The following is a 12,302-nucleotide window of genomic DNA, read 5'->3' on the forward strand; positions in this document are numbered from 1 at the left end:
GTGACGAAGTGTTACCCCCACCGAGCCCCGTGTGACGAGGGTTTTTCCCGAGCCGCCGTTCGACCTCGAGAGCGCCTCGCTCGTCGATAGCCGTGCCCAACCTTTCAAGGCCGACTCCTGCGTAGCCCGTGGCATGTCACTCGATCTCGAGCGCGTCGGCGTCCACGACTCCGTCGAGACGGTCTTCCCGCCCGAAGAACTCGCGACGTACCTCGCTGCCCCCTCGTTCGAAGCCGCTGTGATCGGCGACGACGGAATCGGGGGCTGTGATGCGGTCGTCACCCTCGAGCATCGTGATGCCTTCCTCGAGTGTGAGTGGGTCCACTCGATCCAGGCTGGCGTCGATCGGTTCCCGTTCGATGCGTTCTCCGCCCACGACGTCGTCCTCACGAACAGCACGGGTATCCACGACCGAACCGTCGGCGAGACGGTCGCCGGGTACCTGCTCGCGTTCTCCCGGCGACTGCACGACCACGTGGCAAACCAGCGCGATCGGCGCTGGGGACGGCCCGACTGGGACGAGGCGTTCACACTGCCCGGAAAAACGGCTTGCGTCGTTGGCACCGGCACGCTCGGCAGCGGCATCGCCGACGTCCTCGGCGCGCTCGGCGTCCGCGTCACCGGTGTCCGTCGCTCGAGCGAGCCCGTCCCCGGCTTCGAGGAGATCTATCCGACCGGCGAGCTACTCGAGGCGATCTCCGACGCCGAGTTCGTGATCGTCACCGTCCCGTTGACCGACGAGACTCGCGGGCTCTTCGACGCGGCGGCCTTCGATGCCATGCGCGACGACGCGTACTTCGTCAACGTCGCCCGTGGCGGCGTCGTCGACCAGGATACACTGGTCGAGGCGCTCGAGTCGGGCACGCTCGCTGGTGCGGCGCTCGACGTCTTCGAAGACGAGCCCCTGCCCGAGGAGTCCCCGCTGTGGGGGATGGACGAGGTGATCGTCACGCCCCACTGTGCGGCGTTCACCCGCGATTACTTCCGGGACGTCGGCGACATCGTCCGCGAGAACGTCGACCGGCTCGAGTCCGGTGAATCGCTGTACAATCGCGTGGTGTGACCGATACCACAGCCGAGGACAGTGGCGGATTCGTCGACCGGCTCGAGTCGGCTCGAAAGGGCGGTGACCGACCCGTCGATTCGAGGGCGAGGGTTTTCCCCGCTGTGTCCAGTGTTAGTTCCTGATACCCGTGAGCCAGGAATCGGTAACCGAGGACCGCGAGCGATACCGTGAACGACTCGACGAACTCGACGAGACGATCGCGGCGACGATGGACCGCTGGGGGATCCCGGTTTTGCGCGTCGCAGTCGCCATCGTGTTCATCTGGTTCGGCGCGCTCAAAGTCCTCGGGGACTCGCCAGCCGCCGAACTCGTCGCGGCGACCGTCTACGTCGTCCCACCAGACCTGTTCGTCCCCGTTCTCGGGGTCTGGGAGATCCTCATTGGGCTCTGTCTGCTCTACCGGCCGCTGATCCGGCTGGGTATCCTGCTGTTGTTCCTCCAGCTTCCGGGGACGTTCCTCCCGATAGTTCTCCTCCCGGACGTCGTCTTCTACGTGTTCCCGTACGCGCTGACCGTCGAAGGCCAGTACATCGTCAAGAACCTCGTCATCATCGGGGCCGCGCTCGTGATCGGCAGCACCGTCAGAAGCGAGTGACGACGCGGCCGCTCGAGCGGGTTCTCCGGCGACCGAACGACGACCCGGTCGTAACTGACCTGTCGACTCACCTACTCGCCGTCGCGACGGCGTAGATCAACTCTCGAGCCGGACGCCACTGGCCGAGCGCGCGCCTCGAGCGATGCGAGAGGCGCGCAATCCGGGGAAAGGCAGGCGTTCGACCGATACTGACCGCGAGCGACGCGACAGCGGTGCGAGCGGGCCGACGACCGACGTGGAGTCGCGCGAAGCGCGACGGAACGGAGGGAGGGTGGTCTTCGTGAGCAGCGCGAACGAAGGCTCGGAAGTCGCAGCCTGCGAACGGGGTGAGCAGGACCGTCTTCCGTAGCTTTTGATCGAAATTTCACCGAAGGACGTTGCGCGGTGCAGCAATCTGCTGCACCGTGCGACAGACTCCAGAGTAACATTTCGGTTCAGAAAAACTTGAACAGGTCGTCCCGACGCTCCTCGTGGAGGTGGGTGCGAACGGCTTCGTTGAGTGGCCCGATTCGGCCATTTTTCGCGGTGATGGGTGCGATGACGTCTTGCCACTGTTTCCACGGCGGGTACAGTCCCAGTCGGTCACAGATCTCGTCGAGCCGCTCGTCCCTGTCGTCGACTTTGTCCATCTTGTTGACGGCGACGACCGTCGGGATGCCCAGATCCTCGAGGAAATAGTACATCTCGACGTCGTAGGGGATCTCGTCGGGGCCGGAGTGGCGGTCGATGATGTCGACGGCGCTCTTGCCGTCTACGACGAGGATCGCGACGAGGACGTTCTCGGCGTAGGTCTCGAGGTAGCGGACGATGTTTGTCTTGATCTCTTCGCGGACCTCTTCGTCGACGCCGCTCATGAAGCCGAAGCCGGGGAGATCGGTGATGACGAAGTCCTCCGCGGTCCAGTCGTAGTGGTTTGGTTTCCGGGTGACACCGGGTTTCCCGCCGGTATCGAACTTGGTGTGCCCGGTCAACTCGCGCATGAGCGTCGACTTGCCCACGTTCGAGCGACCGACGAGGACTACTTCCGCCTCGCGATCGGGACGCGTATCGAACATACCACGTCATAGCGTCGTCTCGAGGTTATACCTGACGTCCCGTGTCGGATTCCGCTGACTGTCGCCTCTGTCTTGTGGTCTCGGCCGTCCGTAATGGTCGGAATTATGACCCCCGGTTGCATCAGGGGAGACCGTGCGGCTGGTACAGTTGACGGTGCCGACAGGCAAACGCGAGACGGTCCTCGAGACGCTCGAGGATCGCGGAATCGATTACGTCGTGACCGACGAGAACAGTCGCCGGGAGTATACGGCCGTCGTCTACTTTCCCCTACCGACACCGGCTGTCGAAGCGGTCCTCGATGAGCTTCAGGAAGCCGGCATTAGCGAGGACGCCTATACCGTCGTCGTCGACGCCCAGACCGTCGTCTCCCGCCGCTTCGAGTCGTTACGCGAAGAGTACGAGACGGGCGACGTCGAGTCCGATCGGATCTCGAGACAGGAACTCGAGACCGAAGCCGAAGCGCTGACACCGACGTTCGGGGTCTACGTGACGATGACGATCGTCAGTGCGATCGTCGCGACGGCGGGGCTGTTGCTCGACTCGCCGGCAGTTGTCGTCGGTTCGATGGTCATCGCGCCGCTGATCGGGCCGGCGCTCGGTGCGAGCGTCGGCTCCGTTATCGACAACGAAGACCTGTTCAGACAGAGCGTCCGCTATCAGATCCTGGGTGTCGTCCTCGCGATCGCCGCGGCGGCCGTCTTCGCCTGGATGGTCAGGGTGACGAACATCGTGCCGCCGGGCCTCGAAATCGGCGAAGTCAACGAAATCGCCGAACGGCTTACACCCGACTTACTCTCGCTCGCGGTCGCCCTCGGTGCTGGCGTCGCGGGGATCGTGAGCCTCGCCACGGGGATTTCCGTCGCACTGGTCGGCGTGATGATCGCCGCGGCACTTATCCCGCCCGCAGCGGCGGCCGGCATTGCCATCGCCTGGGGTGAGCCGTCCGCGGCGATCGGCTCGACCGCGCTTGTCCTGGTGAACGTTCTCTCGGTGAACCTCGCTGGCCTCCTCACGCTGTGGTACGCCGGGTACCGGCCCGAAAATCTCTTTTCGCTCCGACCGACCGAAGCGCGGGTCCGAAAACGGGTGGTCGGACTCGGCCTGATCGTCCTCGTCTTCGCGGTCTTTCTCGGGGCGATCACCTACTCGTCGTTCGTCATCTCGACGTTCGAGAACGACGCGACCGACGAGATCGAACTCGTCCTCGAGGACGAGGCGTTCGCCGAGTACACGTTCCTCGAACTCGAAGTCGAGACGGGCCAGGGGTACCCGTTTTTGAGTCCCGAACGGGCCATCGTCACGATCGGCGGCCCCCCGGACCAGCGGTCGCCCGAACTCGAGTCACAACTTCACGAGCGGATCTCCGCACAGACAGACGAGGAGATTACCGTCGAGATCAGGTACATCGGGCAAGTCGAACGGTAGCGGTACTGATCGACCCTATCGAAACCGATCGAGCGGACTCGAGCGTTCCGTGTCGCTCGGCTCGTCGTCCTCCGAGCCGAGGAGTCGACGGCGGATCCACGCTCGCGGTCCACCGATCCGGTTGAGGAGGTACGTCGGGAAGTAAAGGGCGAACGCGCCGAGTGCCAGAAAGGCGACCCCGCCGACGAGTTCGCCTGCCTGGAGAAACGAAAGCCCCAGAAAGAACATCGGGCCGGCCATCGAGAATCCCACAGCGAGCTGAAGCATATCGAGCAGCCCCAGTCGTTTCATCGGTCCACCATCTACGTCGACATCCGGGGCTGGTTGCTCATCCTTCGAACGGCAGTTTCGGTTCGTAGCCGACGGCTTCGACGGCTGCCTCGAGCACCCCGTCGACGTTCTCGTCGGCCTCGACGCTCATCTCGAGGTCGGCCTCGAGTTCGTCAAGGAGGCTCTCGTCCCAGGCCTCCCGGCGGTCGGTCTTGTTCGCGACGGTCAGGACGGGGATCTCGTCGAACTGGGCGGCGATCGCGTCCCGAAGCTCGAGCTGGGAGGCGAGCGGGTAGCCACACTCGGCGCTGGGGTCGACCATAACGAGCATGCAGTCGCCGAGGTGTTCGATGGCGCTGACGGCCTGGGTTTCGATCTCGTTACGTTCTGCCGGCGGTCGGTCGAGCAGTCCAGGGGTGTCGACGATCTGGTAGCGGATGTGCTCGTACTCGAAGTGGCCGACGCCGATTCCTTTCGTCGTGAACGGGTACGAAGCGGTCTCGCCGCGGGCGTTCGTCACGTCGTTGACGAACGAGGACTTCCCGACGTTGGGGTAGCCGGCGACGACGATCGTCGGCTCGTCGGGGTTGATCTCGGGCAAGTCACGCAGGGCGTTTCGCGCCTCGTTGATGAACAGCAGGTCGTCGCCGACCTGTTCGACGACGTCAGCGAGCCGGGCGAACGCCTGCTTTCGGTGTTTGCGTGCGGTGTCGACGTCGGTCTTTCGCAGCCGTGGCTGGTACTCGCCGTGAATGTCGCGGGCTTTCCGGCTCGCCCACATCACCTCCGAGAGGCTCTGGCGCAGGGCGTCCACGCCGGTCGTCTCCCGCCCACCGCCGGTCGTCGACTCGAGGATCGCGTCCGCGAGTTCGTAGTAGAAGGGGTGGACCTCGTCCTCGTACGCGAAATCCGGCCACGCCGTCACGACGTTCTCCAGATTGTCCGAGATGATACTCGAGGCGGTCTGGAGCATCGACTGCTGGGCCTCGAGGCCGCCTTTCGCCCTGCCGGCACGTGATGCCCGCGAGAACGCCTTGTCGATCAGCTCTTCCGACGTGGGCGTCGTCGGAAGGTCTTCGAAAATCATGGGCGTAGCTAGAACGCCCGGTCGTAAAAGGTCGTTCGTTACGAGCCGAGCAGGTGACGGTCACGCACGGAGGCCTTTTGTTCGCTCGAGGCATCGCTCGAACTATGACCGACTGGCGTGCGGTACTGATCGGCTTTCTCACCGCGACGATCCTGGGCGTGCTCGGACTCACGTTGCCTGGCGTCGGCCAGCTCGCAGCAGGGCTGATCGGCGGCTTCGCCGCTGGCTATCTCGCGGGCGGTGGGCTCGGACGGGGGTTCTGGCACGGCCTCCTCGCGGGGGCACTGGGCGGCATTTTGGTCGGGCTAGTGATCGGCCTGCTCGTCGCGGTCGCCGGCTGGGTCGGCGGTCCGGCGGGCGGCCTCGCCACTGGCATTGCCGGAATCGGGATCGTCGGAGCGAGCGTCCTCGTCGCCTTTCTGTTCGCGCTCGAGAGCGCGCTGGCCGGCGCGCTCGGCGGGCTGCTCAACTCCTGACGGCTGACAGGCCTCCCCGAGAGCGACTCACTCGAGCCCCAGGTCGCCCTCGAGATCGTCGTAGTCGGGAAACTCGGGCCACTCGCTGGCGACCCAGGCGGCCTGGACGCTCAGATCTGACTCGAGGGCGAAAAACGCGGGTCGGGGCTCGCTGAGTCCGTTCATGTCGTCGAGGTCGTGGGCGACGCCGTACGTCTCCGCAACCGCGTTTGTGGGATCGCTGAAAACCGCGAACGGACAGTCTTCGTCCTCGAGAAAGCGTGTGATGGCGTACGGCGTCGAGATCGTAACGCCGATGACGCGGCCGGCACGCTCGTCCCAGTCCCGATCGCGGAGTTCGTCCCAGACGTATTTACCGACGAACGAGCCGATCATCGGCGTGAACACGAGGATCGTCGGCCCGTCGGCCTCGCTCGCAAGGGTCGACAGCGTTCGGTCCTCCCAGAACTCGTCGGTTACGAGCGGCCGAGTGAAATCGGGCGCGTTGTCGCCGGGTCTGGGGTGGTCGGCTTCGGCTAGCTCGACGACGTCGAAGTCGACCATCAGGTGTCACCTCCGCTAGCGTCGCGGTCTGCGGCTGCCGGTTGCTCTCCGACGCTCGTCTCCGTCCCGTCGCCGTAGGTCGACTCGAGGTAGTCGACGATGTTCGCGCTCTCGGCCATCGTCACGCCCGTGTCCTCGTCGACGATCACGGGGACCGTGCGGACGCCGGCGACGCGCTTGACGACGTCTCGCTTCGAGTGCAGCGGCTCGACGAACCGGGAGCGATACTCGAGGTCCAACTCCTGCAGCGTCCGGGTGACGCGCTCGCAGTACGGACACGCCTGCAGCCGGTAGAACGTGATCGGCGGGTCGGTCCTGTCGTCTCCCCCGCGACCGTCTCCTCGGCCGGTACTCGCGTTCATGGCCCACTGTATCGGGACTCGATAGATAAACGTGGCGTCCGCGCCGGCAGTCGCGAGAACGGCGAAGACCACGTGTGCGGGGGTGTGCCCGCGCGACCGGACGGTTTAATACAGTCGACGTGGGCGGTAGAACTAATGTGGGGTAGAGTTGCGGAAGGAATACTCTTCATCGGCATCGGCGTCGGCATCCTACTGTACTTCGCGTTCGTTCACGGCGATCCGCTGAGCACGACCGGGTACAGAGCGACCCGCACGCCCGTGTTCGGTGTTCTGGTAGGGGTCGCGAGCCTCCTGTTCGGCGCGGCACTGGTACTCGACGTCGGTCCCGACTGGCTGCTCGAGGATTGAGCGCCACCCCCGAGACGCTCGATATTCCCTGCTGGATTCCGTCTGCGACGGTATGCTCGCACGGGCGTTACTACCCCGATCGGCGGGTGCACAACACTCTGCGTCCGGAAACGATACCGTCTAGCCGTCGATTGCACAGTCGGCACACGCCACGCAACTCGTGATGTTGCTGAGGCTGCAAAAGGTGTAGAAGCACGCGACACAGAGGATGGCACCAGCGCCGGTCGAACCGGTTGCACAGACGGGCCGGCAGCGATGACACTCCGTCAACAAGCTGATTAGGTAGTCTGCGCATTCGGTACAGGGCTGTCCACACGGGGAGACGAGATCCCCGAGTTCCGCGGCGAGAATTCCCGATACTTGGTCGATAATGATGTCCCGCGCCAGGTTTTGCGATTCGACGATCGGCACCGCTTCGGAATCCTCGTCGATCGCGTGCGCCGAATCTTGCAGCGCTACTTCGTCTCCGTCTGCCACGTCGATCAGGTACGATTCTACGTCGAAATCCCGTCCGTCCGAAGCGCTCGTGAAAATATCGGCCCTGAACCCGTCGATGTCGGTCCCGGTGTAAACCGTCGACGCGTCCCCCTCTATCGGAACCGTCGAGAGAGCCTTCCGCTCCTCTCGAGGAGTGGCGGCACGTCTAAATACTGCTTCGGATTCACCCCCCGATAGCGCGGCGTGGGTGTTATTTGGCACGTCTCGATACGTCGGCGGGGTGTTCGCAGTGTTTCCATTTTTGAAGTGGAAGACGGCATCTACGTCATCGTCGCCTTCTCCGACGCGAAGGGTTCCGTACTCGAACTCCACTTTCGTCACTACGGTATCGTTCCCTTCTCCGATCGTTTTCTGTTCTACGTCCGCATCGGTCGGGATCCCTTCCTCTCCCAGCTCCTCGAGGATCGATCGCACTTCGGGAACTTCGGTTAGGTGCGCTATCTCCGAGACCCGTGCATCCTTCCAGGCGGAGACCGCTCCGCTGAGTCCGGTTATTCCTCCGACCCCTACGCTCGCACCGACCGCGGTCTTTCGCAACACGTCCCGCCTGTTCGTTCCGCTCGATTGGTTAGTTTGCTGTCCCATACAGTAGAAAATTAATACATTCTATATAGTATTTTCTGCAGATGCGAACGGGAAACATACGGCCGTACTCGAGACTTGGATAGAGTGGCGAAGGCTCGGGATGAAACGGGTGTAAGAAACGGAAAACCGGGTGCCGTAGCGACGAAAGATGGTCGTTGTAATAGGGCGGGGCGCTCTCAGGAGCGTAACTGCACGGTTCGCATTGCGAGACTTCGGCGTGACAACCGCGAGGTCCGCCGGCGGACCGATTCGAGGGGGTGCGCGAGGCGAGCGCGTTTCATAAAGCGTTATTCGCTCCGGGTGCGAACGTGTCACAGCTAATGGCGCTGTCTCTGCTGCTGGAACTTTCGGTTCCGCTAGCCGCGTACGATCTTCCCTTCGTGGATCTGGCGGTTGATCAGTCCACCGTGACCACCGTGGGAGTGCTCGCGGTGATCGTCCTCATCGGACTCTCCGGGTTCTTCTCCTCCTCGGAGATCGCGATGTTCAACCTGCCAAAACATCGCCTCGAGGGGATGGTCGACGACGACGTGGAGGGGGCAGAGCTGGTCAAACAGCTCAAAGAAGACCCGCATCGGCTGCTCGTGACGATTCTCGTCGGGAACAACATCGTCAATATCGCGATGTCGTCGATCGCGACTGCCTTGCTCGGGCTCTATTTCGGTGGGCTAGTGGCGGTCGTTCTCGCGACGTTCGGCATCACAGCAATCGTCCTGCTGTTCGGCGAGAGCGTTCCGAAATCCTACGCGGTCGAAAACACCGAATCGTGGGCTGTCCGCATCTCGAAGCCGCTGAAAGCGACGGAGTACCTGCTGTTTCCGCTCATTGTTCTTTTCGATTACCTCACTCGCCAGGTCAACCGGCTGACGGGGTCGACCGGAGCGATCGAGACGCCCTACGTCACTCGCGACGAGATCCAGGAGATGATCGAATCCGGCGAACGCGAGGGCGTTCTCGAGGAAGAAGAACACGAGATGCTCACCCGCATCTTCCGGTTTAACAACACGATCGTCAAGGAAGTGATGACGCCACGCCTCGACATCACGGCGGTTCCGACGGGCACCGACATCGACGAAGCCATGGAAACCTGTATCCAGAGCGGCCATGCGCGTATCCCGATCTACGAGGGGAGCCTCGACAACGTATTGGGCGTCGTCCACATCCGTGACCTCGTCCGGGATCTGAACTACGGCGAGACCGAAACCGACGACCTCGAGCTCGGCGACCTTATCCAGCCGACGTTACACGTTCCCGAGTCAAAAAACGTCGACGAAATGCTCTCCGAGATGCGTGAAAACCGCATGCACATGGCCATCGTGATCGACGAGTTCGGCACCACCGAAGGCATCGTCACGATGGAGGACCTGATCGAAGAGATCGTCGGCGAGATCCTAGAAGGAGGAGAGGACCTCCCGATCGAGGAACTCGACGAACGGACCGTCCTCGTCAGGGGCGAAGTCAACATCGAGGAGGTCAACGAAGCCCTGGAGATCGAACTTCCCGAAGGCGAGGAGTTCGAGACGATCGCTGGCTTCATCTTCAACCGCGCCGGCCGACTCGTCGAGGAAGGTGAAGAGATCACCTTCGACGACGTCCGTATCACCGTCGAGAGTGTCGAGAACACCCGTATTATGAAAGCTCGACTGCACAAATTCGAAGAACCAGTCGACGATGAGGTGCCGGAAGCCAACGGTACCCCAGACGCCTCCGAGTAACTCACGTTCCTCGCCCGTTTTCGTTCGTGCTCGTTTCTCTGTCGTGAGCCGCGTCACGCGGTCGCAGCGACCCGTTCGACTTCGTCGGCGACGTCGCGCGGGACGACGATCCGCCGAGGGCCGGGGACGTACTGTCCGCCGGGCTGAGCGTAGGTGAGCCCGACGATAGCAGCCCCGCCGACCTGCCGGGTCGAGACGCCGACGATCACTTCGAGGTCGATCGCCTGGTCGGGATCGGCCAGATAAAGGACGCCTTCGTCGGTATCGAGCGCGCCGCGAGAGCTGAGAAACGAGGCGAGTACGAGTGCTAAAAGCGCAACCGGAAGCGTGAACGCGGCGAGTAAGGTAAACGGGCCGGCGCCGACGTCGCCGAGTGCGTCACCCTCGGAGACGATCCGTCCGGCTCCCATCAGCCCGCCGATGACGACGGCCATCGCGAGCGTACCGACGGCGGCGTCGACCGCCCGCTCGAGGCTCCGTTCGGAGGATACCGAGATCGAGAGGGCGGTAGCGACTCGCTCGAGGCGTCGTTCGGCACGAGGGTCGACGGCGAGAACGAGGATGGTGACGGCGATCGCCGCGACCGCGGCGACGACGACCGACCCGACGCCTCCCTGGGCGGCGACGTCGTACAGTCGCCAGAAGGCGATAATGGCGATCATCGCGAAGAACGTCCCGACGCCGAGTGACCACAGGAGACGGACGAGCCGCGACGTCGACGCGTCGCGTCGCCACTGAATCGTCTCGGAAGCGTTGGGGTCGACGGGAACGTCCTCGTCCATAGTCGAACTCGAGACCGATCGGGTAAAGACCGTTCGATGTCGCTCGAGCGCCTGCCTCGAGGTCAGAGGAACAGCCAGGCGAAGGCAGTGTAGCCGGTGAAGGCAACGAGGATCGAGCCGGCGAGCGAGAGCGTCCACGCGAGCACCGTATACGCCATCTTGCTCGCACTGACGCCGCCGCCGGCACCGGAGGCGGCGTAGCCGCTACCGATGATCGAGCTGACGATGATCTCGTTGAACGAGACGGGGATGCCAAAGAGAACGGCGGCCTGGGCGATGGCGAACGAGGGAATGAGCGCGGCGATCGACCGCCGAGGGCCGAGCGAGGAGTAGTCCTGTGAGATCGCCTTGATCATCCGCGGGGCCCCGGTCCACGATCCGATGAGTAAGCCGACGCCGCCGCCGAGCAATAACGCGATCAATGGGAGGCCGACGTCGTCGGACAGCGGGATCAACGGCCCGATCGCCAGCCCAACCTGGCTCCCACCAGCGGAGAACGCGACGAGTCCCCCCATCACCAGGAGGAACCGCCGCTGTGCTCGTTCTGGATCGTTCCGAACGGCCAGTGCGGTCGGCACCGTCCAGAGCAGTATCATCCCGAGGGTGCCGAGGACGATCCCCACCGCTCGAGACACCGGAAGGACGCCGCCCGCCGTTTCGGCAAGCGAAGCGCCGCCGTCGGGTGGCCCGAGGACGGCGAACTCGATGTTCGCGACGAGCAGGCCGACGATGCCTGCCAGCCCGATCATCACGTATCGTTCGGGAACCGGTTCGTCCCGCAGTGCACGGGCGATGACGTACGCGAAGAAGACGCCGACGAACGGCGTCAGAATCCACATCGCCGCGATCTCGGTGTAGGTTCCCCAGGCGGGGTCACCGCCCATCGCGAGTCCGGCACCGATGACGGCTCCCGTCGCCGTGAACGCCGTCGCTATCGGATACCCCGAGAAGACGCCGATCGCGACCAGTACAGCGGCGATGATGAGCGCGATCGTCGCTGCTGACGGCGAGAGTGTTACCCCGTCGATCAGGTCCCCGCCCATCGTCTCGGAGACGTTCGCCCCCTGGAGGACCGCCCCCGCAAAGCCGAGGATACCGACGAAAAAGCCGGCTCGCATCACCGAAATCGCGTTCGCGCCAACGGCAGGGGCAAACGGCGTCGACCCGCTCGAGCCGGCGCCGATCGCCCAGGCCATGAAGAGACTGGCAACTGCGGCGACCAGAAACGTCACGAGCGTCGCGATCTCGACCATCTATGCGGCCGTACCAGCGGCCCATACAAGTGTGTGCCGACCTGGATCGACGACTTCGAGACTGTGTGGGTCGTCGACGGTCTCGAGGGAGGTGATACTGCCGGACAGTGTGAGAAGTCGCCACTCCCGTCCGGCGAATGCGCTCCAGTGACTACTGTCTGACAGTATGGGTCGAGGGTACCACCCTGATGGGCGCGCCGTGCGCTACCGTTTGACGTTTTGCCGTTTTGGTACTCAATCC

General features: G+C 63.6%; 14 protein-coding genes. 6 read left to right on the forward strand and 8 right to left on the reverse strand.

The annotated features are described in order from the left end of the window. Positions 1-133: 133 nt before the first annotated feature. Both ddh and AArc1_RS02590 read left to right on the forward strand, forming a co-directional pair. Positions 134-1,063: a D-2-hydroxyacid dehydrogenase gene (gene ddh, locus AArc1_RS02585; protein WP_117365748.1), complete on the forward strand. Its 930-nt coding sequence runs from the start codon at positions 134-136 to the stop codon at positions 1,061-1,063. A 130-nt stretch (positions 1,064-1,193) separates the two neighbouring features. Then, entirely contained in the window at positions 1,194-1,661 is a 468-nt protein-coding gene (locus AArc1_RS02590) for a hypothetical protein (protein WP_117362772.1), read from the forward strand. 434 nt (positions 1,662-2,095) lie between these two features. On the opposite strand, the gene engB is transcribed toward AArc1_RS02590, so the two are convergent. Continuing rightward, on the reverse strand, positions 2,096-2,716 hold the full coding sequence (gene engB, locus AArc1_RS02600; protein ID WP_117362774.1) for a GTP-binding protein EngB: 621 nt from the start codon (positions 2,714-2,716) through the stop codon (positions 2,096-2,098). A gap of 133 nt (positions 2,717-2,849) precedes the next feature. Here engB and AArc1_RS02605 point away from each other — a divergent pair, with 133 nt between their 5' ends. Beyond that, a complete protein-coding gene (locus AArc1_RS02605; RefSeq protein WP_117362775.1) occupies positions 2,850-4,142 on the forward strand; it encodes a TIGR00341 family protein in 1,293 nt (430 codons plus the stop codon). A 15-nt stretch (positions 4,143-4,157) separates the two neighbouring features. Here the strand turns inward: AArc1_RS02605 and AArc1_RS02610 are convergent, their stop codons facing one another. Next, entirely contained in the window at positions 4,158-4,433 is a 276-nt protein-coding gene (locus AArc1_RS02610) for a hypothetical protein (protein ID WP_117362776.1), read from the reverse strand. A 37-nt stretch (positions 4,434-4,470) separates the two neighbouring features. Further along, positions 4,471-5,499, reverse strand: coding sequence for an NOG1 family protein (locus tag AArc1_RS02615; protein ID WP_117362777.1), 1,029 nt, complete (start codon positions 5,497-5,499; stop codon positions 4,471-4,473). 104 nt (positions 5,500-5,603) lie between these two features. Here AArc1_RS02615 and AArc1_RS02620 point away from each other — a divergent pair, with 104 nt between their 5' ends. Continuing rightward, positions 5,604-5,975, forward strand: a complete 372-nt coding sequence (locus AArc1_RS02620; RefSeq protein WP_117362778.1) for a DUF5518 domain-containing protein — start codon at positions 5,604-5,606, stop codon at positions 5,973-5,975. 27 nt (positions 5,976-6,002) lie between these two features. Here the strand turns inward: AArc1_RS02620 and AArc1_RS02625 are convergent, their stop codons facing one another. Together AArc1_RS02625 and AArc1_RS02630 are read right to left on the reverse strand one after the other, a co-directional pair. Next, a complete protein-coding gene (locus AArc1_RS02625; RefSeq protein ID WP_117362779.1) occupies positions 6,003-6,518 on the reverse strand; it encodes a redoxin domain-containing protein in 516 nt (171 codons plus the stop codon). Further along, positions 6,518-6,880 carry a glutathione S-transferase N-terminal domain-containing protein gene (locus tag AArc1_RS02630; RefSeq protein WP_117365749.1) on the reverse strand — a complete coding sequence of 121 codons (363 nt, stop codon included), beginning with the start codon at positions 6,878-6,880 and terminating at the stop codon, positions 6,518-6,520. Before AArc1_RS02630 ends, AArc1_RS02625 begins: the two co-directional genes overlap by 1 nt. A gap of 135 nt (positions 6,881-7,015) precedes the next feature. Here AArc1_RS02630 and AArc1_RS02635 point away from each other — a divergent pair, with 135 nt between their 5' ends. Further along, positions 7,016-7,228: a hypothetical protein gene (locus AArc1_RS02635; protein WP_117362780.1), complete on the forward strand. Its 213-nt coding sequence runs from the start codon at positions 7,016-7,018 to the stop codon at positions 7,226-7,228. Between the two features lie 120 nt (positions 7,229-7,348). On the opposite strand, the gene AArc1_RS02640 is transcribed toward AArc1_RS02635, so the two are convergent. Continuing rightward, entirely contained in the window at positions 7,349-8,311 is a 963-nt protein-coding gene (locus AArc1_RS02640) for a hypothetical protein (RefSeq protein ID WP_133412202.1), read from the reverse strand. A 320-nt stretch (positions 8,312-8,631) separates the two neighbouring features. Here AArc1_RS02640 and AArc1_RS02645 point away from each other — a divergent pair, with 320 nt between their 5' ends. Further along, positions 8,632-10,026 carry a hemolysin family protein gene (locus tag AArc1_RS02645; protein ID WP_117362782.1) on the forward strand — a complete coding sequence of 465 codons (1,395 nt, stop codon included), beginning with the start codon at positions 8,632-8,634 and terminating at the stop codon, positions 10,024-10,026. A gap of 53 nt (positions 10,027-10,079) precedes the next feature. Here the strand turns inward: AArc1_RS02645 and AArc1_RS02650 are convergent, their stop codons facing one another. Then, complete coding sequence (locus tag AArc1_RS02650) at positions 10,080-10,808, reverse strand: hypothetical protein (protein ID WP_117362783.1); 729 nt, start codon at positions 10,806-10,808, stop codon at positions 10,080-10,082. Positions 10,809-10,870: 62 nt separating this feature from the next. Continuing rightward, positions 10,871-12,061: an inorganic phosphate transporter gene (locus AArc1_RS02655; RefSeq protein WP_117362784.1), complete on the reverse strand. Its 1,191-nt coding sequence runs from the start codon at positions 12,059-12,061 to the stop codon at positions 10,871-10,873. Between the last annotated feature and the right edge of the window lie 241 nt (positions 12,062-12,302).

This window comes from Natrarchaeobaculum sulfurireducens (assembly GCF_003430825.1).
GTDB classification, from domain to species: domain Archaea; phylum Halobacteriota; class Halobacteria; order Halobacteriales; family Natrialbaceae; genus Natrarchaeobaculum; species Natrarchaeobaculum sulfurireducens.